Annotated in this window: 26 protein-coding genes; 13 read left to right on the top strand and 13 right to left on the bottom strand. The window is 60.2% G+C overall.

Annotated elements, in window-relative coordinates; all coding sequences use genetic code 11:
* Positions 1-74: 74 nt before the first annotated feature.
* From hisD to thrC, 9 genes are all read left to right on the top strand, one after another.
* Positions 75-1,385, top strand: coding sequence for a histidinol dehydrogenase (hisD, locus tag BR24_RS09680; protein WP_496541288.1), 1,311 nt, complete (start codon positions 75-77; stop codon positions 1,383-1,385).
* 13 nt (positions 1,386-1,398) lie between these two features.
* Positions 1,399-2,295: a phosphoribosylaminoimidazolesuccinocarboxamide synthase gene (locus tag BR24_RS09675; protein WP_496541287.1), complete on the top strand. Its 897-nt coding sequence runs from the start codon at positions 1,399-1,401 to the stop codon at positions 2,293-2,295.
* Between the two features lie 242 nt (positions 2,296-2,537).
* Positions 2,538-2,825 (top strand): 30S ribosomal protein S6, encoded by a 288-nt coding sequence (rpsF, locus tag BR24_RS09670; RefSeq protein ID WP_496541286.1) that lies wholly within the window; start codon positions 2,538-2,540, stop codon positions 2,823-2,825.
* Between the two features lie 12 nt (positions 2,826-2,837).
* Positions 2,838-3,101 carry a 30S ribosomal protein S18 gene (gene rpsR, locus BR24_RS09665; protein WP_018123245.1) on the top strand — a complete coding sequence of 88 codons (264 nt, stop codon included), beginning with the start codon at positions 2,838-2,840 and terminating at the stop codon, positions 3,099-3,101.
* A gap of 12 nt (positions 3,102-3,113) precedes the next feature.
* Positions 3,114-3,647 carry a 50S ribosomal protein L9 gene (gene rplI / locus BR24_RS09660; RefSeq protein WP_496541285.1) on the top strand — a complete coding sequence of 178 codons (534 nt, stop codon included), beginning with the start codon at positions 3,114-3,116 and terminating at the stop codon, positions 3,645-3,647.
* The gene (gene dnaB / locus BR24_RS09655; protein WP_496541284.1) at positions 3,631-5,073 is read left to right on the top strand and encodes a replicative DNA helicase; all 1,443 of its coding nucleotides are present in this window, start codon (positions 3,631-3,633) and stop codon (positions 5,071-5,073) included. The genes rplI and dnaB overlap by 17 nt, the downstream gene beginning before the upstream one ends.
* Positions 5,074-5,097: 24 nt before the next feature.
* Positions 5,098-6,387 carry a phenylacetate--CoA ligase family protein gene (locus tag BR24_RS09650; protein WP_496541283.1) on the top strand — a complete coding sequence of 430 codons (1,290 nt, stop codon included), beginning with the start codon at positions 5,098-5,100 and terminating at the stop codon, positions 6,385-6,387.
* 6 nt (positions 6,388-6,393) lie between these two features.
* The gene (locus BR24_RS09645; protein WP_496541282.1) at positions 6,394-6,891 is read left to right on the top strand and encodes a DUF456 domain-containing protein; all 498 of its coding nucleotides are present in this window, start codon (positions 6,394-6,396) and stop codon (positions 6,889-6,891) included.
* A gap of 106 nt (positions 6,892-6,997) precedes the next feature.
* The gene (gene thrC, locus BR24_RS09640) at positions 6,998-8,446 is read left to right on the top strand and encodes a threonine synthase (protein WP_496541281.1); all 1,449 of its coding nucleotides are present in this window, start codon (positions 6,998-7,000) and stop codon (positions 8,444-8,446) included.
* Positions 8,447-8,527: 81 nt separating this feature from the next.
* On the opposite strand, the gene recJ is transcribed toward thrC, so the two are convergent.
* The 8 genes from recJ to mtaB all read right to left on the bottom strand — a co-directional run bounded on the left by recJ (position 8,528) and on the right by mtaB (position 15,826).
* The gene (gene recJ / locus BR24_RS09635) at positions 8,528-10,180 is read right to left on the bottom strand and encodes a single-stranded-DNA-specific exonuclease RecJ (RefSeq protein WP_496541280.1); all 1,653 of its coding nucleotides are present in this window, start codon (positions 10,178-10,180) and stop codon (positions 8,528-8,530) included.
* A gap of 81 nt (positions 10,181-10,261) precedes the next feature.
* A complete protein-coding gene (locus BR24_RS09630; protein WP_496541279.1) occupies positions 10,262-11,119 on the bottom strand; it encodes an HDOD domain-containing protein in 858 nt (285 codons plus the stop codon).
* 12 nt (positions 11,120-11,131) lie between these two features.
* The gene (locus BR24_RS09625; protein WP_496541278.1) at positions 11,132-11,968 is read right to left on the bottom strand and encodes a tetratricopeptide repeat protein; all 837 of its coding nucleotides are present in this window, start codon (positions 11,966-11,968) and stop codon (positions 11,132-11,134) included.
* Between the two features lie 21 nt (positions 11,969-11,989).
* Positions 11,990-12,694 carry an orotidine-5'-phosphate decarboxylase gene (gene pyrF / locus BR24_RS09620; protein ID WP_496541277.1) on the bottom strand — a complete coding sequence of 235 codons (705 nt, stop codon included), beginning with the start codon at positions 12,692-12,694 and terminating at the stop codon, positions 11,990-11,992.
* The gene (gene gmk, locus BR24_RS09615) at positions 12,687-13,325 is read right to left on the bottom strand and encodes a guanylate kinase (protein ID WP_496541276.1); all 639 of its coding nucleotides are present in this window, start codon (positions 13,323-13,325) and stop codon (positions 12,687-12,689) included. The genes pyrF and gmk overlap by 8 nt, the downstream gene beginning before the upstream one ends.
* Positions 13,326-13,592: a DUF370 domain-containing protein gene (locus tag BR24_RS09610; protein WP_026167371.1), complete on the bottom strand. Its 267-nt coding sequence runs from the start codon at positions 13,590-13,592 to the stop codon at positions 13,326-13,328.
* Positions 13,593-13,598: 6 nt separating this feature from the next.
* Positions 13,599-14,480, bottom strand: a complete 882-nt coding sequence (locus BR24_RS09605; RefSeq protein ID WP_496541275.1) for a YicC/YloC family endoribonuclease — start codon at positions 14,478-14,480, stop codon at positions 13,599-13,601.
* 65 nt (positions 14,481-14,545) lie between these two features.
* Complete coding sequence (mtaB, locus tag BR24_RS09600; RefSeq protein WP_496541274.1) at positions 14,546-15,826, bottom strand: tRNA (N(6)-L-threonylcarbamoyladenosine(37)-C(2))-methylthiotransferase MtaB; 1,281 nt, start codon at positions 15,824-15,826, stop codon at positions 14,546-14,548.
* 75 nt (positions 15,827-15,901) lie between these two features.
* On the opposite strand from mtaB, the gene BR24_RS09595 reads away from it, so the two are divergent.
* Positions 15,902-16,414 carry a tetratricopeptide repeat protein gene (locus tag BR24_RS09595; RefSeq protein WP_496541273.1) on the top strand — a complete coding sequence of 171 codons (513 nt, stop codon included), beginning with the start codon at positions 15,902-15,904 and terminating at the stop codon, positions 16,412-16,414.
* Here the strand turns inward: BR24_RS09595 and mnmA are convergent.
* Positions 16,411-17,451, bottom strand: a complete 1,041-nt coding sequence (mnmA, locus tag BR24_RS09590) for a tRNA 2-thiouridine(34) synthase MnmA (protein ID WP_496541272.1) — start codon at positions 17,449-17,451, stop codon at positions 16,411-16,413. The two genes, BR24_RS09595 and mnmA, sit on opposite strands and share 4 nt — an antisense overlap.
* A gap of 223 nt (positions 17,452-17,674) precedes the next feature.
* On the opposite strand from mnmA, the gene BR24_RS09585 reads away from it, so the two are divergent.
* From BR24_RS09585 to BR24_RS09575, 3 genes are all read left to right on the top strand, one after another.
* Positions 17,675-19,414 carry a dipeptidase gene (locus tag BR24_RS09585; protein WP_496541271.1) on the top strand — a complete coding sequence of 580 codons (1,740 nt, stop codon included), beginning with the start codon at positions 17,675-17,677 and terminating at the stop codon, positions 19,412-19,414.
* Between the two features lie 75 nt (positions 19,415-19,489).
* On the top strand, positions 19,490-20,239 hold the full coding sequence (locus BR24_RS09580) for a TlyA family RNA methyltransferase (RefSeq protein ID WP_496541270.1): 750 nt from the start codon (positions 19,490-19,492) through the stop codon (positions 20,237-20,239).
* A gap of 64 nt (positions 20,240-20,303) precedes the next feature.
* Positions 20,304-21,188, top strand: a complete 885-nt coding sequence (locus BR24_RS09575) for a DMT family transporter (protein WP_496541269.1) — start codon at positions 20,304-20,306, stop codon at positions 21,186-21,188.
* Here BR24_RS09575 and BR24_RS09570 read toward each other — a convergent pair.
* The 4 genes from BR24_RS09570 to BR24_RS09555 are packed head-to-tail and all read right to left on the bottom strand — an operon-like array spanning position 21,185 to position 24,125.
* Positions 21,185-21,814: a flagellar brake domain-containing protein gene (locus BR24_RS09570; protein ID WP_496541268.1), complete on the bottom strand. Its 630-nt coding sequence runs from the start codon at positions 21,812-21,814 to the stop codon at positions 21,185-21,187. The two genes, BR24_RS09575 and BR24_RS09570, sit on opposite strands and share 4 nt — an antisense overlap.
* Positions 21,811-22,641, bottom strand: coding sequence for a rhodanese-like domain-containing protein (locus BR24_RS09565; RefSeq protein WP_496541267.1), 831 nt, complete (start codon positions 22,639-22,641; stop codon positions 21,811-21,813). Before BR24_RS09565 ends, BR24_RS09570 begins: the two co-directional genes overlap by 4 nt.
* 60 nt (positions 22,642-22,701) lie before the next feature.
* On the bottom strand, positions 22,702-23,406 hold the full coding sequence (locus tag BR24_RS09560; protein ID WP_496541266.1) for a hypothetical protein: 705 nt from the start codon (positions 23,404-23,406) through the stop codon (positions 22,702-22,704).
* Positions 23,403-24,125: an energy-coupling factor ABC transporter ATP-binding protein gene (locus tag BR24_RS09555; RefSeq protein ID WP_496541265.1), complete on the bottom strand. Its 723-nt coding sequence runs from the start codon at positions 24,123-24,125 to the stop codon at positions 23,403-23,405. Before BR24_RS09555 ends, BR24_RS09560 begins: the two co-directional genes overlap by 4 nt.
* Between the last annotated feature and the right edge of the window lie 35 nt (positions 24,126-24,160).

Genomic DNA, 24,160 nt, shown 5'->3' with positions numbered 1-24,160 from the left:
CCCCCCCTTGGGTATAGATGGCCTCCCGGCAAGCAGCAGAACCATTTCCGACCACCTAGCCGCAGAGGAGCAGTATGCCCTGCAAGCAACTTACGTATACGGGACATCAGGACTGGGACGAAATCCGGCAGTGGCTGGACAGGCGCAAAGACCCGGACACCAAGGTCGACGGCATTGTCAGGGAAATACTCGAGGCCATCCGTAGCCGTGGCGACGACGCGCTGGTTGAGTACACCGCAAAATTCGACTGCCCGGACATTACACGAGACACGTTGAGCGTCCCAGAAGACGTGATCCGGGAAGCACTGTCCACCATCCCCGCTGAAGACCGTGATATTCTTGCGGAAGCCATAGACAATGTTCGGAATTTCCATGAAATGCAGCGCGAAAACTCGTGGTGGACCACTTCCGAGGACGGCACCATACTCGGACAGATGGTGCGACCTGTCGACCGCGTCGGGCTCTATGTTCCCGGCGGCAAAGGCGGAGAAACACCGCTCATATCCAGCCTTATAATGAATGCCATCCCGGCGCAGGTGGCCGAAGTGGAGAGCATCGCCGTCACCTCGCCCCCGCGCGCCGACGGTACGCTCAACCCATACATTCTCGCCACTGCGGCCCTGTTGGGGCTGAACGAGGTCCACCTCTCCGGAAGCGCCTGGGCCATCGGCGCCCTCGCCTACGGCACCGAAAGCATCGCCCCCTGCGACGTCATCGCGGGGCCCGGCAATATTTTTGTGGCCACGGCCAAGTCTCAGCTCATAGGGCAGATTGGTATCGACATGGTGGCCGGCCCCAGTGAGATCGCCATCCTCGCCGATGACTCCGCCAATCCTGAGTGGCTTGCAGCCGACATGCTCTCGCAGGCCGAGCACGACCCGCTCGCCGCTTCCATCCTCGTGACGGACAGCCCTGAACTGGCTGAAAGGACCTGTGAACAGCTCAAACTCCAGACGGCGGAACTCCCGAGAGGAGAGATCGCCGCCAAGGCGCTGGCCGACTGGGGAGCGACCATAGTGGTTGACGACCTTACGGTCGGAGCCGACCTGATCAACCGCATCGCGCCCGAACATCTCGAACTTTCGCTAGCCGACCCATGGTCGCACCTCGGTGTCATCCGGCACGCCGGGGCCATCTTTATGGGTCACCATTCGCCGGAGCCGGTTGGCGATTACTTCGCCGGACCGAACCACGTTTTGCCGACTCTGCGTACCGTGCGTTTCTCATCCGCACTGTCCGTCCAGAATTTCTGCAAAAAATCCAGTGTCATTGCAGCAAGCCCGAGCTACGTAGCCCGACACGGCGACAAAATCGCCCGGCTTGCCAGACTCGAAGGTCTCGAGGCGCACGCCAGAAGCGTGGAATGCCGCAACAAGCAATCATAAACAGGGAGCCGCCATGAAAGCCGTTGTCAACACCGACATCAAGGAATACCCCCTTGTTTCCCGGGGCAAGGTCCGCGACATCTACGAGATCGACGCGGATACGCTGCTCATCGTGACCACCGACCGCATCTCCGCCTTCGACGTGGTCCTTCCGGACCCGATTCCGCAGAAAGGCGCTGTGCTCAACAGCATTACCCTCTTCTGGATGGAACGCATGAAGGACCTCGTCCCCAACCACGTCATCGCTTCTCGCGTGGATGACTACCCCGAGCCGCTCAAGGCGCACCGCGAAATGCTCGAAGGCCGCTCCGTGCTGGTCAAGAAGGCCAAGCCGCTCCCTATTGAATGTATTATACGCGGCTTCATCACCGGCTCCGGCTGGAAGGACTACCAGAAGACAGGTGAGGTCTGCGGCCACAATCTTCCTGATAATCTTCAAGAATCGGAGATGCTTCCGCAGCCGCTGTTCACGCCTTCCACCAAAGCCGACCTCGGCGACCATGACGAAAACATCACCCTTGACCGCGCCTCCGAGCTGGTCGGTGAAGAGATGATGCGCAAGGTGGAGGAAATCTCTCTGGCCATCTACAGCCGCGCCCGCGACTATGCCCGTGAACGCGGTATCATCATCGCGGACACCAAGTTCGAATTCGGTACCGTTGACGGCGAACTCATCCTCATCGACGAGGTGCTGACACCGGACTCTTCGCGGTTCTGGCCCGTGGAAGGATACGAGCCCGGGAAATCCCAGCCCAGCTTCGACAAGCAGTACATGCGCGACTGGCTGGTGGATATCGGCTTCAATAAGCAGCCCCCCGGACCTTCCATCCCGGAGGAAATCGCCGAAGGCACCAGAAAGAAATACCTCGAAGCCTACAAGCTGCTTACCGGCAGCGAACTTTCGAGCTAGGAGGACGCCATGGGCGATCTCGCCATACTCGGCATCGTCTTCATCGCCGGTTACATCATCGCCCGCTTCGTTTTTCCGAAGCTGGGCGTGAAGCTGGGCTGAGGCCCGGACAAGACCTGCGGCTGGAAGCCGCAGGACGACGGCGACAAACTTGACAGCGACAAGGAAAGGGACTAAATACCCTCTCTTGCCTTGCTCTGCTCCGCGCCACGGAGTGGGGCCCACGACCAAAAGGAGGAAATATGGCATCTTATGAAACCCTTCTGCTGCTCTCCCCCGAACTGGGTGACGAGAACCGCAAGGAAATCCTGGACAAATTCACCGGGATCATCGCCGATCAGGGCGGCGAAATGACCGAGACCGACGAGTGGGGCATGCGCACCCTCGCCTATCCCGTCCAGAAGCAGTCCCGGGGCTACTACGTGCGCCTGGTGTTCGACGCTCCCGGCAAGCTCATCGCCGAACTGGAACGTCACATCCGCATCACCGACGGCATCTTCAAGTTCATCACCGTCAAGCAGGCCGCGTAAGGAGGACCGAAAATGGCATTTCGCAAAAAATTCACTCCGCGTAGGAAGTTCTGCCGGTTCTGCGCCGACGCTGAACTCCCCCTGGACTACAAGCGCCCGGACGTGCTCAAGGACTTCGTGACCGAGCGCGGCAAGATCATCGCCCGCCGCATCACCGGTACCTGTGCCAAGCACCAGCGCAGGCTCACCACCGAGGTCAAGCGCGCTCGCCAGATGGCTCTTCTGTACTACACCACTGTCCACTCCACGGACGTGAAAAAGAAGACCAACCTGTAGGGAGGACGCATCATGAAACTTATTCTTCGTGCTGACATCGACTCCCTCGGTCGCCTCGGCGACGTGGTCACCGTCAAGGCCGGCTACGGTCGCAACTACCTGATCCCTCAGGGATTTGCCGCCCCGGCCACCCCGGCTCACCTTAAGCAGTTCGAGCTCGAGCGCAAAAAGCTCAAGGCTCAGGCCGACCGCCTCCGCGCCGACGCCGAAGAACTGGCCGCCAAGATTGCCGCCAATCCGGTGGAAATCACCGTGCGCGTGGGTGAAGGCGACAAGCTGTACGGCTCCGTCACCCCGACCCACATCGCCGACGCCATGGCTGAACAGGGTGTGGACATCGACCGCCGCAAGATCGTGATGGAAGATCCCATCCGCTCTCTGGGCGAGTTCGATATCGAAATCAAGCTGCATCCGGATGTTCGCGGCGAGCTGAAGCTCACCGTCGCCAAGAAAGGCGGCGTGATCGAGGAGCCCGTCGAGGAAGCTCCGGCTGCCCAGGCCGAGCCTGAAGCGGCTGCCGAATCCGCCGATGCCGAGACCGAATAAGTCCGGCAACTATCGCAACGCAAAGACGTCGGAGGATGCCCTGCAAGGGGCCTCCTCCGACCTTTTGCGTAAAGTCCCCCCCCACAATCTCGAGGCCGAGCAGGCCGTACTGGGCGGCGTCTTCCAGAGTCCGTCCCTGTTCAACTCGCTCGTCGAGATAGTGCAGGGCGACCACTTCTATTCACCGTCGCATAAGGCCATCTTCGAAGCCTTCACGGAACTCTCGCGCAGCAACAGCCCCATCGACCTCATCACAGTAGGCAACCACCTGAGCACCAAGGGCACCCTCGACTCCATCGGCGGCCCCGTCTATCTGGCCGAGCTTGCAGACTCGGTGGTCAGCGCGTCCAACGCGAACTATCACGCAAAAATCGTCCGCGACAAAGCCATCCTGCGGCAGCTTATCGATGTTTCCGCGAACATCATCGGCAGCTGCTTCGAGACCGGCAATGTGGACGAGATGCTCAGCGTCGCGGAAAAAGACATTTTTAAGATCGCGCAGTCCAAGGCCGAGACCAACATGCTCGACAGCAAGCGGCTGGTCGGCAGGGTCTTCGAGGAACTGACGCACAAGTTCGAGAACAAGAGCGCGGTCACCGGGATTCAGACCCATTACACTGAATTCGACAAGTTGACCGCAGGACTGCAGAAGTCCGACCTGCTTATCGTCGCGGGCCGTCCATCAATGGGCAAGACCGCGTTCGCGCTCAATCTGGCCCTGCGCGCCGGGGCCCGCTCCGAGGTCCCCACCGCCGTATTCTCGCTTGAAATGTCCATGGAACAGCTCATGACCCGCCTGCTCGCCGTGCAGAGTCAGGTCCATCTGAGCAACCTTCGGACAGGCTACCTCGAAGATGACGACTGGCAGAGGCTGTACGAAGCGGCGGACGTTCTCCAGCAGTCGCCGATTTTCATTGACGACACCCCGGCCCTCTCCACACTGGACCTTCAGGCCAAGTGCCGTCGGCTCAAGGCCGAACACGACATCGGCCTCATTGTCGTGGACTACCTGCAGTTGATGCGTTCGAGTGCGCGCCCCGACTCGCGCGAGCAGGAAATCTCCGATATTTCCCGAAGCCTCAAGGCCCTCGCCAAGGAATTGGACGTTCCGGTCATCGCGCTCTCGCAGCTCAACCGAAAAGTCGAGGAACGCACCGACAAGCGGCCCATGATGTCTGACCTTCGCGAATCCGGCGCAATCGAGCAGGACGCCGACATCATTATCTTCCTATACCGCGACGCCGCTTATAACAAGAGCGACGACAACCCGCGCAAATTCGAGGCCGAAGTCATCATCGGCAAGCAGCGTAACGGTCCCACCGGTTCCGTCACACTGTACTTCAAGAAAGAGTGCACGCTCTTCGAGAATATGGAGACGCTGCCGTACGGTTCCGAATACGGCGAAAATCCGCAGCAGTCCGAATAACCGCAACACAATCAAGGGGCCATCATGTATTTCGATCCCGCTGAAACCCTCGCCCGCCCTGAACTGGAGAAACTGCAGGCCGAAAGGCTTCGCGCCGTGCTCAAAAACGCCGTGAATTCTCCCTATTATGCGGAAAGGCTCAAGGATTTCGACCCCGACGACATTCGGACCGCCGCCGATATCACCAAGCTCCCCTTCACCACCAAGGACGACCTGCGCGGGCAGTATCCCTACGGTCTGCTGACCCGCCCCCTTGACGAGTTCGTGCGCCTGCACGCCTCCTCCGGCACCACAGGCACGCCCACGGCCATCCTTTATACACAGAGGGATCTCGACACCTGGGCCGAGCTCATGGCCCGCTCCATGTACGCGGTGGGCATCCGTCGTTCCGACATTCTCCAGAACCTGAGCGGCTACGGGCTGTTCACCGGGGGTCTCGGAATTCATTACGGCTCCGAGCGCCTCGGCTGCCTCACCATTCCCGCCGGAGCGGGCAACACCAAGCGCCAGATCAAGCTCATCCGCGATTTCAACGTGACCGCGCTTCACATCATCCCGTCCTTTGCGCTCTACTTTGCTGCCAAAGTGCGGGAAGCGGGCTACGCCCCCGAAGAGATGCCGTGGAAAATCGCGCTGATCGGCGCGGAACCGCACACCGAGGAAACCCGCAGACGCATCGAGGAGATGCTGCACCTCAAGGCGTACAACTCCTATGGACTGTCGGAAATGAACGGGCCGGGCGTGGCCTTTGAATGCACCGAGCAGAACGGTATGCATGTCTGGGAGGACTCCTACATCGCCGAGATCATCGACCCCGTCACGGGCGAGCATGTCCCGGAGGGAGAAATAGGCGAACTTGTCATGACCACCCTGACCCGTGAGGGCATGCCCATCATCCGCTACCGTACGCGGGACCTCACACGCTTCCTGCCCGGCGAATGTCCCTGCGGCCGCACCGGACGCCGCATCGACCGCATCACAGGCCGCGCCGACGACATGCTCATCCTCAAAGGTGTGAACATCTACCCCATGCAGATTGAGCAGGCCCTCATGTCCCTGCCCGAGGTGGGACACAACTACCTCATCGAACTTTTCCGCGAAGGCTATATGGACCAACTGCGCGTGAAGGTGGAGATCAAGGACGAATACTTCGTGGAGGACATGCGCGCTCTCCAGGGGCTCCAGAAGCGCATCGCCGCCAGACTTTGCGACGAGATTCTCGTCACCCCGCGTGTGGAACTGGTCATGCACGACTCCATCCCCAAGGCGCCGGGCAAGGCCGTGCGCGTTGTGGACCTTCGCGACAAGGAGTAAGCCTCGATGGAATACCTCTGGTCAAGCCTGATCATACTGCTGCTGTTGGCGTCGCAGATCGTCAACGTGTTCGGCGGGCCTGCCAACTGGATCGCCCTCGCGCTCGTGGCTTTGTGGAAGTGGATTTATCCCGAATCCATGGGCTGGGGCTTTGTCGGCGTTCTTGCCGCCATGGCCGTGGTTGGCGAGATTCTTGAGTTCGTCCTGCAATCATGGGGGGCGAAACGATACGGCGCCAGCGGAGGCGGCAACGTCGGCGGCATCGTCGGCGCCATCATCGGCGCCATTTTCGGTGCGCCGTTTTTCTTCGGTATCGGCGCCATACTCGGTGCGTTGGCGGGAGCCTATCTTGGGTGTCTCGTAGTGGAACTGCCCGACAAGGGAATGGAGGCCGCCAAGCTGGCCGCCCTCGGCTCGTTCTGGGGCAAGGCGTTCGGCTTCACTATCAAGTTCAGCCTTGGCGCGGCCATGGTTGTCTTGAGTATCCCCCGCGTCTGGCCATAATCCGTACCAACTCGCAGAAAAGGGATGATCTTCCCCAGCGCCTGTTGTAACCGGAACCTCGTCGACCCGATCGTTCCACGTAACTCAACCAATGGATGACCCGATCATGAGCAAGGACATTTTTCCTGATTACCGCGGCGACATGGAATACTTCTGTCTGGGCTGCGGCAAGCGTTTCCCCACGGACGAGCTTCACTACACCTGCCCCGACTGCGGCGGTGTCTTCCTGTTGGAAGATTTGAATTTCGACGAACTGAAGAAAACGTCCGGGGCGGAATGGCGCAGGATATTCGACGAACGCGCGGCATCCAAGAACACGGCACTGCGCGGCATCTTCCGCTTTTACGAGTTGATGGCCCCAGTGCTGAACGAAGAGGACATTGTCTACCTCGGCGAAGGAAATACCCCGGTGGTGGCCTCTTCCGACTCCCTGAACGAGCGCACCGGTCTGTGCACCGCCTACAAGAATGACGGGCAGAACCCCAGCGCGTCTTTCAAGGATCGGGGCATGGCCTGCGCATTCAGCTACCTCAAGTCGCTGACTCGCGCCAAGGGTTGGGACGAAATCCTCACGGTATGCGCTTCCACCGGCGACACCTCAGCGGCGGCCGCGCTCTATGCCTCCTACGTTGGCGGCCCCATCAAGTCCGTTGTCATTCTCCCACAGGGCAAGGTAACCCCTGCACAGCTCTCCCAGCCCCTGGGGGCCGGCGCCAAGGTGCTGGAAGTTCCCGGCGTTTTCGACGACTGCATGAAGGTTGTCGAGCATCTGGCCGACAACTATCGCGTTGCGCTTCTGAACTCTAAAAACGCATGGCGCATCCTCGGTCAGGAGTCCTACGCTTTTGAAATCGCACAATGGTATGATTGGGATCTCGACGGAAAATGCGTCTTCGTCCCCATTGGCAATGCCGGTAATATTACTGCGATCATGGCCGGTTTCCTCAAACTGCACGCACTTGGAATCATCGAAACACTGCCGCGCGTCTTCGGCGTCCAGTCGCATCACGCTGACCCGGTGTACCGTTTTTACGCAGTGAATGACCCGGCTGAACGGGAGTTCAATCCGGTAAAGGTAACGCCCAGCGTTGCGCAAGCCGCCATGATCGGCAACCCGGTTTCCTTCCCTCGCGTCAGGCATTTCGCCGAGAAGTTCGAAGCCATCGGCGGCCGCGGTGCGTTTCAGGTGGTTCAGGTGACTGAGCAGCAGATCATGGATTCCATGATCCTCGCCAATCGAAACGGGCACATAGCCTGTACACAGGGCGGTGAATGTCTCGCCGGCGCCACCCGCGCGAAGGAACTCGGCATTGTTTCCAAGGATGAAACCTGCGTACTCGACTCCACCGCTCATCACCTGAAGTTCGTCGATTTTCAGCAGATGTACTTCGAAAATTCCTTCCCGTCAGACTATGAAGTCACCCCGGACACCAGCCTCGCGAACCGGCCCGAACTGGTGCTTTCTCCCGAGGAAAAGGACCGGCTTCCGGCTGAAGAGTTCGCCAAGACCACGGCCGAAATGGTCGTTTCAAAGCTCGGTCTGAGCAAAAAATAGGTTTCATTTCAAACAAAAAACGGGGCTTTCGTTTCACCGAAAGCCCCGTTTTTTTATGCCTGAAAGCAAACAATCAGCTTGCTAATTCCAATCTTTGACGTTCATTTCGATCCGAGGAATGCCGTCAAAACGGTCAATTTTGGGAGTAAACGCAAACCTCATTACTGAATTCTGCGACGAATGATGAAGTGATTCAGCTTTGCGCCACGCCTTGGCAGGCAGGCTTGCACCGGTTCTTTCGTCTCGCAGCACCAACTTGACGTGCTCCCGCTCACGCCCAAAACGTCTGTAATCCTGAACCACTACAGGCTCGGAAGTAAACACGGGCTCCGGATTGCCGATCCCGTAGGGCTGCAAAAGGTCCAGTTCGCGAAGCAGGGTGTGGGTGATCTCCGAAAAGGCCAGTTCACGGTCCACTTTCAACCTCGGCGCCAACGGCTTTTCCCCAACTTCTCGGGCCACGATTGCATCAAAACGCTTCCTCAACGCGTCGAGTTTTTCCCGCTTCAAGGACATTCCTGCAGCCTGCCGATGTCCGCCGAAGCCTTCCAATAAATCCTCCAGTTCGCATAAGCCGCCATGCAAATCGAACTCATCAATGCTCCGTCCGGAACCTTTGAGCAGTCCAGTTTCCGGATCTTGGGTCACAAGGAGGCAGGGGCGATAAAACTTTTCCACGACACGCGAGGCCACAATCCCGACAATTCCTGAGTGCCAATGCTCGGCAAAAAGGACGAAACCGCGGTGATCAAGCATTGAATGCGCCTGCCGCATGGCTTCTTCCGTAATCTCCAGCTCCGTCTTTCTGCGCTCTGCATTGACCGCGTCGAGTTCGGTTGCAATGGGTAATGCGGCTTCGTACGAATGCGCCGTGAGCAGTTGGAGGCCCTTTTCAGGACTGCCGAGTCGCCCTGCAGCGTTGATTCTGGGGGCGAGGTGAAAGCCGATCTGCCCGGCTCCAAGCTCCGCGTAACGGTCGAAATTACTCACGGTCTTGAGCGCTGCCAGACCGGGACGATTGGCTTCCTTGATCTTCAAAAGACCATTTTTGACCAAAATACGGTTCTGTCCCGAGAGCGGGACCACATCCGCGATGGTTCCCAATGCCACCAGATCAAGCAAGGAACGCATGTCCACACGATCGCCGGGGAGAAGGGAATTGAGTTGCGCCATTATCATCCACGCCACGCCGACACCGGCCAACGCTTCATATGGCCCTCCCTCTCCTCCGGGAAGTCTGGGGTTGCAGATGGCGTCGGCGACCGGCAATTCATCGGCCGGAAGGTGGTGATCGCTGACCACCACGACCATTCCGAGCTCCTTTGCCCGCCGGATGGGTTCAAAATCCGTGATGCCGCAGTCCACGGTCAGAAGCATGGTTACACCGTTGCGGGCAAGCTCCTCAACACCGGCCACGTTCATTCCGTAGCCTTCCTCCAGACGGTTCGGAAGGTGATGCAGAACCTCTGTTCCACGCGCTGCGAGGAACTCCTTCACGACTGTGGAGGAGGTGATTCCATCCACATCGTAATCCCCCCAGACCGCCGCGGTACGTCCGTCCGCGAAGCCACGCGCAAGCGTGTTGGCCGCGTCTTCGAGTCCGGGAATGGTCGAGGGATGCGCCAGATGTTCCAGTCTCGGGCTGAGGAAACGGTCCATGGCTTCCGTGGAATGTAGCCCTCTGCTCCACAGAATCTCGGCCAACAGGGGAGTAATATTGAGCTGATCGGCCATTTTTTCGACGTCGGCAGGCACCGCCTCGTCGAAACGAGGTATCCATTTACAGGGCAATTTTCACTCCTTTAGGAAAAATGATCAGGCGACCATGCCTGCGAAATGTGAGGCTTCGCCGGATTCGAGGCGTTCCGAGGCGCGCTCCACGAGCGGCTCAAGCTCAAGGCCGAGCTGCGGGGCGACCTTTGCAGTAACGGTGCTCAGCGGATGCTCGGCATTCACTGCGAGGTGGGCCACCGCGTCGGCAAGGCAGAGAATCGCGGCTTCATATCGGTAATCCCCGGCCAGTTTCGGTGCGTGATGCCAGTTGACCGGCTCCACGAGCTCGGCCGGAAGATCCCAGTATTTCAGGACAAGAGAACCGATTACGGCGTGATCCATTCCCCAGTAGGCGTCTTCCGCCTTGTAGGCAGCCATGTGCTCCTGCCTCGCCTTGGAATGCATGGCTTCCCAGTCGTCCGGGCGTTTCAGGGCGGTTATGAGCTTTCCCACGTCATGCAGAAGACCCGCCGTGAACATGGTGTCGGGCTCGCCTTTGCCGAGCGCTTTGGCCATATGCTGGGCCTGGTCCGCGGTTAAAAACTGGTGAACCCAGTATTCGCTCAGTGAAAACCCCTTGGGGACCGGAAACTTCTCTGCAAGGGCTGTCACACCTATGGTCATGACAATATTTCGGATTTCGCAAAGCCCCAATACAGCAGCGGCTCGCTGAACCGAGGACACTTCGGCCTGAAGCCCGTAATAGGCTGAGTTGGCCTGACTGAGAATGCGTGCAGTAAGCCCCTGGTCCACGGAGATCGTCTCGGCGATGTCATCCATGGACGCATAGGAGCTTTCACCGGTCTGCTTGAACAGCTTCTGGAACAGCTCCGGGGAAAATGGGAGATCTTCCTTGAGTTCGGGAAGCTCCGCCAAGAAATCCTGCACGCTGGCCTGCACTGGCACTCCTCGTTAAAGGTCTATCTGAACCTTTTTCTTGCCGCCGCCCGAGGGCTTGGGCTTTCCGTCAAGCATGCCGTTCTTGTCGAGGAACTCCCAGAATTTCTGGCTTTCCTCGAGCTTCGGGTTCAATTCAAGGCTTTTCTTGAGGTACTCTATGCACTGTTTCAGCTCGCCCTGCTCGTAAAAGACGCGCGCGATGTTGTGATACAGGTGCTCGTCGGTGTTCTCCGCAAGGTTCTCTGCCCTGAGGTAGTAGTCGAGCGCCTGATCGTACATGCGGTTCTTGCGAAGGTTGATGCCGAAATCATTGAAGAGGTGTTTGTGCTCGGTCTCGAAAGCCGCATCCAGCTTGACCAGACGCTTAAAGATGTCGTTAGCCTTCACCTGATCGCCACGGTCCAGATAGGTCAGGCCGAGGCCGAAGTTGGCCCGGACGTTGTCCTCATCAAGGTTCGTGGCCTGCTTGAACTCGAACTCCGCGCTGTACTGGGCGCCGCGTGCACGATGCTGTTCACCGCGCACGATGGTGTCGTCCAGTTCCTGCATGGCGGGATAGACCGTCTGAATGTAGAACTCCGGCTCGGGACTGAACTTTTCGAGGAACTCGTCCTTGGGAACATTGCGCTTTGGGCCGGAGGGGATGAAACTCTTGTTCAGCGGCTGCACGTCCACGCCCTCGTCGTCGCGCTCCATACAGTACCAGTAGGTCTTCTGGATGGTTTTGCGCTGCGTCGTGCCGGTACCGACCTTCACCACGTTCTGCGTGGAGAAGACGCCGCTGATCTTGTTTTCGCCAAGCCCGGCAACCTGAGAGGCTTCCGGCTTGTCAGTCCGACCGGAGGTCATGCACACCTCTTTGGGACTCCCCTAGAGGGAGTCGCGAATTTCTCTGACGATGGCGTCGGCGGTCGCCCGAGGATCCGCAGAACCGGTGACGGGCCTTCCCACCACCAGAAAATCCGACCCTGCCGCCACGGCCCTTGCGGGCGTCATGACCCGGCGCTGGTCGCCGACCTCACTCCCGACGGGGCGAATTCCCGGGGTAAGACATTGAAATTCTTGACCACAGGCACTCTTGATGGCCTCCGCCTCCATGGCGGAGCATACAACCCCATCAAGTCCATATTGCTTCCCTTTCGAAGCGAGGTCAAGAACCAGCTCTCCGATATCTCCGTGAAAATCAAAAGGAAGGTCATCGCTTTCCATGCTGGTCAGCACCGTGACGCCGAGAAGAAGCGGTTTGCAGGCTTCGGAGTCCGTGGCCTCGTCGCGCCCGGCCAGAGCGGCCTCAGCCATACGTCTGCCGCCGAGCATGTGGATGTTGACCATATCCGCGCCACTGTACACGGCGGACCGCACCGCCCCGCGCACGGTGTTCGGAATGTCCATGAACTTGAGATCCACGAAAACCTTGAACCCCATGCCCTTGAGTGTCCGCACCAGCTCCGGCCCTTCTGCCACGAAGAGTTCAAGGCCGACTTTCACCCATGGCACGCTGCCAGAGAGTTTTTCGGCCATGTCCTGTGCGCTTCGGGCATCCGGATAATCCAGCGCGACCACGAGCTCAGCCATCGATCCACTCCTCCAGCAGTTCGTCCAGCATGCCCTGATACTGCATGGGCCGAGCCTTTCCCGCCAGATAGACAGAGCGGAACTCCTGATAGGCGCGCTCCAGTTCGTCGTTCACCACCCAGAAGTCGAAACTCCCGGCCCGTTCAAGCTCGCCGCGCGCATTTTCCATCCGGCGCTCCACCGCCTCGACTGTGTCGGTGCCGCGCCCCCGGAGCCTGCGCAGCAGCTCCTCGCGGGACGGGGGCAGCAAAAACGCGTAGACCCCCTCGGGGAAGGTGCGCCTCAGCTGCATGGCCCCCTGCACATCTATGTCGAAAAGCACGTCGCTCCCGGCTTCGAGCATGTCGCGAACCGGCTGCGTGGCCGTGCCGTAGAAGTTGTCGTGGACCTCGGCCCACTCGCAGAATTCCCCGCGCGAGCGCATGGCAATGAACCTTTCACGGCTGACAAAGTGATAGTGTTCCCCGTCCCGCTCTCCTTCGCGCGGAGGGCGGGTGGTGTAGGAGACGGAAAAACCGATGTCCGGGAACTCCTCTCTCAGTCGTGCGGTGAGTGTGCTTTTGCCGGTCCCGCTCGGAGCGCAGACTACCAGTACCAGACCTTTGCGCTCGGGGGATTTGGCCTCCGGCATCTACTCGCCCTCCTCCGCGCTGAAGCGCTGGCCGATGGTTTCCGCCTGAATCGCGGAGAGAATGACGTGGTTTGAGTCGGTGATGATGATGGCCCGGGTCTTGCGGCCCTGCGTTGCGTCAATGAGCCGTCCGTCCTGACGCGCGTCCTCGCGAAGTCGCCGCATGGGTGCCGAGGTCGGATTGACTATGCTCACGACGCGTCCGATCACGACAAAGTTGCCGAAGCCGATATTCAGCAGGCCATGTCTTTGTCCCTGTTTCTGCATGTCCACCTACTCGATGTTTTGAACCTGTTCGCGGCACTTTTCCAGTTCGGCCTTGAAGTCCACTACCAGTCTGCTGACGGCGGTGTCCTGGGCCTTGTTGCCGCAGGTGTTGATTTCACGGAAGGTTTCCTGAAGGATGAAGTCGAGCTTTTTCCCGGCATCGCCGTCCGAATCCAACACCTCTGCGAGCCGCACGAGGTGAGAATCAAGCCGAGTCAGCTCTTCCGATACATCCAGCTTGTCAGTAAGAATGGCGATCTCCTGAAGGATTCTGTCCTCGGAGAACTCCGCACCCGCCGCATCGAGAGCTTCGCGGATTCTGATCCGCAGCGCTTCCCGCTTTTCGGTCAGCACCTCGGGAATACGCTCCGCTATTTCGGAGGTATACTCCCTCAGCACGGAGACGCGGCTCTTGAGGTCGCGGGCCATGTCTTCCCCTTCGGCCTCACGGGAGGCTTTCCATTCAGCAAGGGCCTCCTCCAGTCCGCGGCCGAGGCTGTCCAGCATGCCGGGGTCCGGCTCGCCGCCAGCCTCCCGCCAGAGGTTGGACATACCCATCACCCGGTTGAAGTCTGGCTCAAAGGTCTGCCCGTGACGTTCGGCCAGTTCGGAAAGCTGCGTGAACATGGCGTCGGCCATGGTTTCATTGAGGGTGACACCAAGGAGCTCGGGGCTCTTGACCTCGAGGTTGAGCGAAATGTCGACCCTTCCTCGCGACGCGAACCGGCGGACCGTCTTCTCCCATGCATTCTCCATGCAACGCAGGGAGCCGGGCAGCCTCCACTTCACATCAAGAAAGCGACCGTTTACACTTCGAATCTCCCATACGTGGGAGAACCCTTCTCCTCCGGTTTCGCATCTTCCGAATCCGGTCATGCTAACTGGCATATTAATTGATCCTCGCTGAATTTCGCGCATAATATACAAACAGTGGAGTCCTGTCAGCAACCCTCTCAACTTTCTTTGCAAACGACAACGCCGTCCTCCACCCGCACCGGCACGCATCGCACCAGACGCCTGGGCTTCGCCAACGCAGAAGGATTCTCGATGCGGCAGGTCGAATAATATTCGCTAACGCCGCGTCCTTCGTCGTCCTGCACCAGAACCGACAGCTCCGGGAGTCCTGACAGCTTCTCCAGAAAATCGGCCTTGCCCTTTGCGGCAAGCGCGCGGAGCCGTTTCGCCCGCGCCTTCTTGACGTCTCCGGGCAACTGCCCGTTCATCTCCGCGGCCGGAGTGCCGGGCCGCGGTGAAAAGGGAAACACATGAGCATAGCTCAACGGCAGCCTGCGGCAGAACTCCACCCCGTTTTCGAACTCCTCCCCGGTCTCGCCGGGAAATCCGGTGAGCAGATCCGCGCCGAGGCCGAAGACGGGCCAGACGTCCTCCAGCCGCTCCAGAAATTCAAGAGCCTGCTCCGGCCGGTAGTGCCCCCTTCCCATGCGGCGCAACACCTCGGGATCGCCACTTTGCAGGGACAGATGCAGCTGAGGCGCGACCAGAGAGGACTGGGCCAGTGCGGCCAACGCCTTGTCGCCGAGCTGCCCCGGCTCGAGCGATGAAATCCGAAGCCTCGCCCGCCCTTTCCACTCACGACCGAAACGTGCCTCGATTTCGCCAAGCAGATCCCAGAAATCCGGCTCGCCGGGCAGTTCCCGACCGAACTGGCGCAGGTTGACGCCGGAGAGAACCAACTCGCGAAACCCGGCATCCAGCAGGCGCTGAATCTCCTCCATGACGGCCCCGGCGGGTCTGCTGACACTCGCTCCGCGGGCGAGCGGCACAATGCAGTATGTGCAACGATGCGAGCAGCCGTCCTGCACCTTGACCACGGCGCGGGCACGGCCGTAGCCGGACACGGAAAACGGCGGAAAGTCGCCTTCAGCGGACACGGAGCCCGACGCGTCGAGCCCTTCCAGCAGGACGGCCTTGTCCTTGTGGGGCACCAACCGCTCCACGCCGGGAAGCTCGGCCACCTCGTCAGCCGCCACCTGAGCCGCACAACCGGTGACGATGATCTCGGCCAGCGGATTGTCGCGGTGCAGCCGGCGCACCAGACGCCGCAGATCGGCCACGGCGTTGGCGGTGACCGCGCAGGAGTTCACGAGGATGACGTCAGCTTCGGCCTCGCTGTTCACTTCGCAGGCCCCCGAAGCGGTCCACGCCTCGCTCACCGAGCGGGTTTCGTACTGGTTGATTTTGCAACCAAGAGTGGCGGTATAAAATCTTCTCATGTAACCTCTTCCGTACGCCTCATTCGGGCATCCAGTATGAACGGGGTGCTACATTCAAACCCAGCGAGGGTCAAGATGATCAAGACGGTACTGCCCATCATGATGCTCCTGCTGCTCGTCGGCTGCCAGACAATAGGGCTGACCGCCGGCGTGAACTACGGGCGGGGAGCAGTCAGCGTCAGCGCTTACGATGACTTCCTCTACCCGGCTCCGAGCCGGGCATACAAGCTCAACAGGAAAGGATACGAGGCCTTCAAGGCGCGCAATTTCGAAGAGGCGGTCCCCTACTTCCGAGCTGTGCTGAAAGAATACCCGAACAATCCCGACGCGCAGTTCTATCTGGGCCTGACGGAGATAGGCATGGGCGAGCGGGAAAAAGGGCTGCGACGGCTGAAGTCCTTCCGCGCGCCGCGCAGCTTCCGGCAGCAGGAGGAAGTGCGCTGGTGGGCGGACTACTTCATGCGCCACGAGGACCGGATGCCCTCGGACATCTTCAATACCATGCGGCGGGTCCGCAACGAAGGGTATCAGGAGGACCTGAAAAACGTCTGGGAACCCATTGACACCCTCTATGACGACAGGGACTAGAAGTCGCTCTCGATTATGCCGCCGCCGAGCAGGGTACCGTCTGGCTTGTACAGCGCGGCGATCTGCCCGGGAGTCGGCTTCGACTGGGATTCGATGAAGCTCAGGCGCATCCTGTTGCCTTCGATCTCCCAGCGACCGGCCTTGTTGGCCTGACGATAGCGGGTGCGGATATCGATGATATCCGGCCAGCTCGCCGGATCAGAAAACACGTTCACATCCCGGATGATACACCCGTTGCTGGCGAGTTCCGACTTGGGCCCGACGACGAGCTCGTTGCGCTCTACATCCTTGTCCAGAACGTACAGCGGTTCAGACCACGCCACACCGAGCCCGCGCCGCTGCCCCTGAGTATGACGCCACAGGCCGCGATGCTCTCCGACCTTCGTGCCGTCCTTGAGCACGATCGCTCCGCCGTCGGGCATGGGGCCGAGCGTTTCCAGAAAACGCTGGTAATCGTCATCAGGCACAAAGCACACGTCCTGACTTTCCGTCGGGACGGGCGGCTCCACGCCCCGACGCTCCAGTGAATCGGGGATGTCCTTTTTGAACCGCTCCGCCAGCGGGAAATACGATGCGAGCAGGCGCTCCCTCGGAACGAGGGAAAGAAAATAGCTCTGGTCCTTGGAAGGGTCGGCGGCGCGTCGGGGCATCAGCCCCATTCCAGGCACCTCGCGGGTGCTGAAGTAATGGCCCGTGGCGATCCTCTCGGCTCCGAGCTCCCGGCAGCGGTCCAGAAAAACGCCGAACTTCACCACCGGATTGCAGACGGCGCACGGGTTGGGCGTGAGTCCCTTCATGTAGGCGTCCCGGAACGGTTCGATGACCGACTTGCGAAATTCCCTACGCAGGTCCACGGCATGAAACTCCACGCCGAGCCTCTCGCATTCCCTCTCGAGGCCTTCGACCGTCCGTTCCTGTTCTTCGCTGCGGGGCAGAAACAAACCGTGCACGGCAACCACGTCGTGTCCCGAATCGAGCAGGGACACCAGCGCCTGCAGGCTGTCCATGCCTCCACTCACTGCGGCGGCTATTCGCATCGCCCTTCTCCTCGCTTGATGGTCATTATTTTCGATACTGCCATGAAACGCCGTTTTACGAAAGCGTCGGCTCGAAACGCCGTGTCTCGAGGCGGGCCGCACCATGTCACTTCAAGGCTCCTCCGGCAACAGGAGATTGCTTCACGATGCTTGAAGGTTACAGCCGATGCCAACCGTGGTATGAGGTATGTGGTTCATGCAACTTTCAAGGGGGACTTTGACAATGCGACTGACGATTCTCTTCACGGCACTGATGCTCCTCGCATCCAACATCCCTGGGGCTCAGGCCTGCACCACCATGATCGTCACCAAGGGGGCCAGCGCCGACGGCTCCGCCATGGTGGCACACTCGGACGATGACGAACTCGGCGACCAGCGGCTGATCCGCGTTCCATCCACGCAGCAGGAGGGAGAACGACCGATTTTTCGGGAGAACTATCCCTACCCCAGACTGGTCACCGATGACCGGGGGCAGTTCTACAACACCAAAGGACACGAGCCATCCAAGCCGATCGGCACGGTGCCGTACGAAGCTATCCGCAAAAAAGCGGGCAAGCAGGACGCTCGTTCCTACGCCTATTTCGACGGAAACTACGGCATCATGAACGAGCACAACCTCATGATGGGCGAATGCACCAACGCGGCCAACTTCGAGCCGGGGCCGGTCAGCCGTGAGCAGGCCCGGAAAAACGGCAAGCCCATGCGCCTTTTCTACAGTTCGGAGCTCTCCAGAATCGCTCTGGAGAACTGTCGCGACGCTCGCACCGCCGTCAAACTCATGGGCTGGCTCATCGACGAGTACGGATACTATTCCACCGGGGAGACGCTTCTCGTGGCCGACGAAGACGAGGCATGGGTCATGGAAATGTGCGCCCTGCCGAACAAGCGCCACCACTCCGCATGGGTCGCCAAGCGCGTCCCCGACGGCGAATTCTTCGTGGCGGCCAACGAGTTCCGCATCCGCGACGTGCAGTGGGACGACCCGGACAACTTCCTCTACTCGGAACACCTCAAGCCCGGCCTTGATGCTCTCGGCTGGTGGGACGGCGAGTCAACCCTCGACTGGCTGCGCGCAGTCAGCCCGGGCGAATACAACCATCCCTACTACTCTTTGAGGCGCGTCTGGCGAGTCTTCGATCGCGTCAATCCGAGCCTCGGCCTCTCTCCGTGGGTGGATGACGGATATACCCGCGACTACCCCTTCTCCATCAAGCCCCAGCATAAGCTCACACCGCAGGATGTGTTTTCGCTCTACCGCGACCACTACGAAGGCACGCAGTTCGACCTGACGCGCGGAACCGCCGCCGGTCCCTATGGCGTTCCGCATCGATTCGTGGGACCGTACGACGGCAACCAGAATGACGTGAGCAAGGGGAAAAAGGCCTATGGCGCATGGGAGCGCGCCATTTCCGTATTCTATCAGGGCTACACCTTCGTCTGCCAGACCCGTCCCGACGCGCCCGAAGCGGCCAAGGGCCTTCTGTGGTTCGGCCCGGACGTCTCATACACCACCGTCTTCACACCGTTCTTCGCCAAGGCCCAGTCGATCCCGGCTGCATACCAGACCGGCGATCCGCAGCACTTCGACCGTGACTCCGCATGGTGGGCCTTCGACTTCGTGGGCAACTGGTCGCGCCTCAACTTCCGGCAGATGACCCGTGCGGACATCATCCCGCTACAGCGAAAGCTGGAAGACATGGAAGTCGAACACATCGCTTTCATGGACGAGGCTGTACAGGGCCTGAGTGAAGAAGATGCCGTGCGGGAGCTGACCGAGTTCGGCAACAAGAACGCCGAGCACGTCCTCAAGGCATGGCGCGAGCTTGGCGACAAGCTCGTGGCCAAGTACTCGGACGGATACATCAACGTCCCGGGCAGCCCGGTCAGGGCCGTCGGCTACCCTTCCCACTGGCTGAAGCGGACCGACTATTCGGACGGCCCCACAAGCTATGAAATGAAATAACCTCAGGAGGCCGCCCCAGGGCGGCCTTTTCATTGCGCTTGCCGGGACTGGCGTCTGGTGGTAGCAACTGGCGCCATGGCAAAGAAGCAGCGCGCAGACCAGCTCATCCATCAGCAGGGACTCGCCGAAAGCCGTGAAAAGGCCAAGCGCCTGATCATGGCCGGCAAGGTCCATTTTCTGGACAGGGGCCAGAAGACCCCGGTGACAAAACCGGGACAGCAGTTTCCGGAAGGCACGGAGTTCACCGTTCCGGAGGACGACCGCTTCGTCAGCCGAGGTGCCTTCAAGCTGCTGACCGCCATCGAAACATTCGACATCGACTGTTCGGACAAGGTGGCGCTGGATGCCGGAGCCTCAACCGGGGGCTTCACCGACTGCCTGCTTCAGCACGGCGCAGCACGCGTGTACGCCGTGGACGTGGGATACGGACAGCTTCACGAACGCCTTCGCACCGATGAACGCGTCGTAAACATCGAACGCACCAACATCCGTCACGCAGAGCCGGACCTGATTCCCGAACCGCTGGACATGGTGGTTGCGGACGTCTCGTTCATCTCCCTGACCAAGATCATGCCCGCCTGCGCAAGATTCCTGAAACCGGCAGGGGAGATCGTGACCCTCATCAAGCCGCAGTTCGAGGTAGGCCCCGGCCAGACCGACCGGGGCGTGGTTCGCGACGAGGCGCTCCGACAGGAGACCGTGGATTCCGTGCTGACATTCATGCGCGAGGAGCTCGGCATGGAGTGCGTCGGCGTAGTCCCTTCACAGATTCTCGGTCCCAAGGGCAACCAGGAATACCTGGCCTACCTGAAAAAGGTTGCCTGATATCATTTAGCCGACTACGCTCCCTGATTTCGGGTGGTTACCATTCGGACAAAGGGAGTTATTCGTGCTGGCCGGACTCATCTATTCATTCATATCCGCCGTGGCTTTCGGTATGCTCGTGATCTTCGCCAAGCTCGGCTATGCCGCCGGGATGGACGCGGTGGAGATTCTGCAGTGTCGTTTCACATTCGGTGCCATCCTGCTCGGCGGCTGGCTGGCGCTCTTCAGGCGCAAGGACATCCTGCCCGACAAGAAGACGGTATTGCGCTGCGGCCTCATCGGCCTGTTCATCTATCCTGTCCAGTCCTTCTGCTTCGTCACCGCCGCCCGGTACATCCCCGCTGCAACGGACGCGCTCATACTCTATTTCTATCCCGTGACAGTGACCCTGCTCTCCGCGCTGGTCTTCAAAATGAAAATCGACCGTACCGTCGCCGTGTCCCTGTTTCTGGTGACCGTGGGCTTCGCGCTGGTCTTCTACGATGCCTTTCTTCAGCGGATGGACTCCTACGGACTCATGCTGGCCTTCGGGGCCATGGCGACGTTCTCCGTCTACCTCATGGTGGTGCAGGTGCTGTTGCGCAACACCGCGCCGTTCAAGGCAACGGTCTACGTTCTGGCCTTCGCCGGAATCGCCTACAACATCGCCGGAGACCCGACCTTCTATTTCAGCATGACGCGCGAGACCCTGCTCATCGGTGTCGGGCTGGGGCTCATCTGCTCGGTCATTGCGGTTGGCTTTCTCTACCTCGCGGTGGAGAAAGTGGGCAGCGCCTACGCGGCCATCTTTTCAAGCATCGAGCCTGTTGCCACGCTGGTGGCGGCTGGCTGGCTGCTCGGGGAACGGGTGGTGGCGCTCCAATATGCCGGAGCGCTGCTGATCATCGGCGGCATCGTCCTGCCGAACATAAAGGTGCTGCTCGTCAGGAAAAAGGTGGCGGACAGCTAGCTTTCATCCAGCAGCTTCTGAAATTCGGATATCTTTTCAAGATACTGCGCCATGGATTCGGGCAGGCCGCTTTTGCCCTGCTCGAAAACCAGCCCGAGGGAGACGTCCTGTTCCCTATCCCGCCTGCGGGCAACCTTGGCCCGGAACTCGTGCGGAGTTCCGCTCTCCAAAGTGATAAACTTGCCGGAAACAAAGTCGCCCGCCTTCACGAACCCTTCCGGGTCCTGCGAGCGCTGCATGATAAAACGGCAGCCGGACTGGCTCATATCGGTTATCAGGCCTTCCAGTTCGGTCTTGCTCTTCATCAGCGAAGCCTGCATCTGACAGGATATCCGCCCTTTCCTGCGCAGGCCGTAATAGTCGAACTCTTCGGGGTAATTCACGAAGAGCAGCGAATAAGGCGTAGCCTTGTAGAACTGGGAAACCGTAGTGAACGAGACAATGCTCCCGTCGTGAAGATAACGGAATGTCAATTCGCTTTCCGGCTGGATACGGCCCCGGATTCCAGGCGTGACAGGCACGCGAACGATAACGCACTCCTCCTTTATGAGACCGACGAAGCGACATTTGAAACGCACGCCGTCATCAAACTCCATGAGCATTTCGGCAGCGAGATCAATCTTCATCGGGGGCCTTCCATGTCGTCCAGAAACTTTCCGAGGAGCTTGAGATGCGCCCCTTCTTCGCGCTCCAGATGCGTCAGCGCATCCGCCGCCTCGGGGCGGGCGGCCCGAGCGGCGCAGCGTGCATAGAAGTCCAGCGCCTGCGCCTCGAAAAGCATTGCAAGCTCCACGATGCCCGTTTCTCCTTCGAACATCTCACCATACTCTTCAAGGAACCGCTCCGGCTCGACACCGCCCTCCGAAAGCCCGCTCCCTGCGGCGACGGCCTGCTCTTCAAAGACTTGCCTCTCGGCCCCGGCGTCCACCTCTTTACGGTAAAGATTGAACAGAGTCCTGCGGTGCCTGTCCTCGAATCCGGCAAGCGTTCGGTAGAGATCGCTTTCTGCATCGTTGGCGGCCAACCCCATGCGGGATTCGTAAAAATCTTCGAGCCGTTTTTCCATTGCGCAGGCGACAAGAAGAACGTCCCGCACCGAGGCGTCTTCGGGAACCGCGGCCAGCCCGAGAGTCACGGGGCCGAACGCTGCGTGACCCTGCCATGCGGAGACGCCGCCCTGAAGGTTGATGACGTCGTATCCCTTGCCCTGAAGCAATCCAGCAGCAGCCGAACTGCGCCCGCCAGAACGGCAGTAGGCAACCACGGGACGGTCCGAGGGTACTTCGTTCAGCCTGTCGGCAATTTCCGGAAGAGGAACAAGCTGCGCGCCGGGCAGGTGCAGCTCTTCGTATTCCCAGGGTTGTCTGACATCGAGAAGAAAATATTCATCCGGTCGCCGCGCGTCCATGTAGGCACGCAGTTCATCGGGGGTCATGCTGGAAAAGGCGGTCATGGAATTCCTCCGGGATAGTTTTCCATGATATGCCATGAATGAACGACGGTGACAACGGAATCAGAAACTTGCGGGCAAGAGAACGGCCGCGGCAACCAGCGCCACCACGGAATCGGCGGTACGCCAGCGAAGGCCGCCGGTCCATGCCTCCGGACCGTCGAGCCTGCGGGAGGCAACGGCCACTGCCCGGGTCCACGCCGAACGCGCCATGACCCTGACAAGGGCGAGAGGGACCGCCGTCAGACGCTGTCGCAGCGAAAGCCTTCCCTGCCGCAATGACAACCCCCGCCTGAGCTCGCGCAGGTTGCGTCTGGTTTCCGGGATCATGTGAACCATGAGCGCGAAGGCCAGCGCCCCCTGCCACGCGTCACGCCCCAGAAGCGGTCGCAGGGCCCAGCTCAGGGCCAGTCCGATGCGCCTTGCCGAGACTGCTAGCGACAACGCAAGCCCAAGCAGCAGAAGTCCTGCAAGCCTCAAGGCGATAACCCCGGAAAGCACCAGCGCCTCCTGCAGCGGGATGCCGTCCCACAGGGCCAGTCCGAACCGCACTCCGCTCCAGACGAACACGAACATCAGGAGCGGTCGCGCCCCCGTGCCCCCTTCCGCTCCACGTCCGAGCAACAGCGTCAGCAGCAGGAGAAAGCCCGTCGCGCCTCCGACCGCCTCGACCGGCATCCTCCAGAGACTCACTCCGAGAAAAAGCGAAAGCCCCACGCACAGGCGCGGGTCAAGCCCGCGCACGCCTGCGGCGCCTCGTTCGATCATCGGGCCTCCCACGGCTCCAGCCCTCGTCCGTGACGCCACGAACACGGCGGACGCACGCCGTGCTCGGCGAGACTGTCGAAGACCTCTTCGGCGCTTCCGGAGGCAACGGCCCTCCCCTCCGCGACCAACACGAACACATCCGCCATGTCCGCCAGACACTCCAGATCGTGCGCGGCGACGAGCTGCGTCAGCCCGGCGCGGCGGTTCGCGGAAAGCAGCCTGCGCATCTCAACGATCCCCGGATAGTCCAGTCCGCTGAAAGGCTCGTCAAGAAGCAGCGCCTCAGGCTCGTCCATCAGCGCGGAGGCAAGACAGAGCTTGCGTTTCATGCCCCATGACAAGGTGTGCACCGGACGTTCGCCGTCGGCCTCGAACCCGAGCGAGCGAAGGAGATTCCACGCGGCATCTCGCTCGGTTTCCCGTCGTCCCAGCATGAGGTCCTCCTCCACGGTGGCCCCGATGAGTTGCATGTCGGGATTCTGCATCATCAGACGGCAGGCCCGTCGCCGCTCTTCCGGGTCGGCTGCCTGTCCGTTCAGAAAGACGTCGCCGTCATCCGCAGGCACGATGCCGGAGATCGCGGTCAACGCCGTTGACTTGCCGCAGCCGTTGACCCCGGCAATACAGACCAGCGCCCCCACGGGGACCTCGAAAGACAGGCCGCGGAGCGCCTGAACCCCGCCCTGATAAGTGTGACTGAGATTATCCAGTGTGATCATGACTCCGGCAGTGAAAGCCGAGGCGGGAAGGATGT

The sequence above is a fragment of the Pseudodesulfovibrio halophilus DSM 5663 genome (assembly GCF_059568665.1).
This window is presented reverse-complemented; position numbering and strand designations above follow the sequence as displayed.

Bases quoted from the DNA above. Each gene is read 5' to 3' on its own strand.
- hisD (WP_496541288.1), top strand. From the start codon at position 75: ATGCCCTGCAAGCAACTTACGTATACGGGACATCAGGACTGGGACGAA.
- BR24_RS09675 (WP_496541287.1), top strand. From the start codon at position 1,399: ATGAAAGCCGTTGTCAACACCGACATCAAGGAATACCCCCTTGTTTCC.
- rpsF (WP_496541286.1), top strand. From the start codon at position 2,538: ATGGCATCTTATGAAACCCTTCTGCTGCTCTCCCCCGAACTGGGTGAC.
- rpsR (WP_018123245.1), top strand. From the start codon at position 2,838: ATGGCATTTCGCAAAAAATTCACTCCGCGTAGGAAGTTCTGCCGGTTC.
- rplI (WP_496541285.1), top strand. From the start codon at position 3,114: ATGAAACTTATTCTTCGTGCTGACATCGACTCCCTCGGTCGCCTCGGC.
- dnaB (WP_496541284.1), top strand. From the start codon at position 3,631: ATGCCGAGACCGAATAAGTCCGGCAACTATCGCAACGCAAAGACGTCG.
- BR24_RS09650 (WP_496541283.1), top strand. From the start codon at position 5,098: ATGTATTTCGATCCCGCTGAAACCCTCGCCCGCCCTGAACTGGAGAAA.
- BR24_RS09645 (WP_496541282.1), top strand. From the start codon at position 6,394: ATGGAATACCTCTGGTCAAGCCTGATCATACTGCTGCTGTTGGCGTCG.
- thrC (WP_496541281.1), top strand. From the start codon at position 6,998: ATGAGCAAGGACATTTTTCCTGATTACCGCGGCGACATGGAATACTTC.
- recJ (WP_496541280.1), bottom strand. From the start codon at position 10,180: ATGGCCGATCAGCTCAATATTACTCCCCTGTTGGCCGAGATTCTGTGG.
- BR24_RS09625 (WP_496541278.1), bottom strand. From the start codon at position 11,968: ATGACCTCCGGTCGGACTGACAAGCCGGAAGCCTCTCAGGTTGCCGGG.
- pyrF (WP_496541277.1), bottom strand. From the start codon at position 12,694: ATGGCTGAGCTCGTGGTCGCGCTGGATTATCCGGATGCCCGAAGCGCA.
- gmk (WP_496541276.1), bottom strand. From the start codon at position 13,325: ATGCCGGAGGCCAAATCCCCCGAGCGCAAAGGTCTGGTACTGGTAGTC.
- BR24_RS09610 (WP_026167371.1), bottom strand. From the start codon at position 13,592: ATGCAGAAACAGGGACAAAGACATGGCCTGCTGAATATCGGCTTCGGC.
- BR24_RS09605 (WP_496541275.1), bottom strand. From the start codon at position 14,480: ATGCCAGTTAGCATGACCGGATTCGGAAGATGCGAAACCGGAGGAGAA.
- mtaB (WP_496541274.1), bottom strand. From the start codon at position 15,826: ATGAGAAGATTTTATACCGCCACTCTTGGTTGCAAAATCAACCAGTAC.
- BR24_RS09595 (WP_496541273.1), top strand. From the start codon at position 15,902: ATGATCAAGACGGTACTGCCCATCATGATGCTCCTGCTGCTCGTCGGC.
- mnmA (WP_496541272.1), bottom strand. From the start codon at position 17,451: ATGCGAATAGCCGCCGCAGTGAGTGGAGGCATGGACAGCCTGCAGGCG.
- BR24_RS09585 (WP_496541271.1), top strand. From the start codon at position 17,675: ATGCGACTGACGATTCTCTTCACGGCACTGATGCTCCTCGCATCCAAC.
- BR24_RS09580 (WP_496541270.1), top strand. From the start codon at position 19,490: ATGGCAAAGAAGCAGCGCGCAGACCAGCTCATCCATCAGCAGGGACTC.
- BR24_RS09570 (WP_496541268.1), bottom strand. From the start codon at position 21,814: ATGAAGATTGATCTCGCTGCCGAAATGCTCATGGAGTTTGATGACGGC.
- BR24_RS09565 (WP_496541267.1), bottom strand. From the start codon at position 22,641: ATGACCGCCTTTTCCAGCATGACCCCCGATGAACTGCGTGCCTACATG.
- BR24_RS09560 (WP_496541266.1), bottom strand. From the start codon at position 23,406: ATGATCGAACGAGGCGCCGCAGGCGTGCGCGGGCTTGACCCGCGCCTG.
- BR24_RS09555 (WP_496541265.1), bottom strand. From the start codon at position 24,125: ATGATCACACTGGATAATCTCAGTCACACTTATCAGGGCGGGGTTCAG.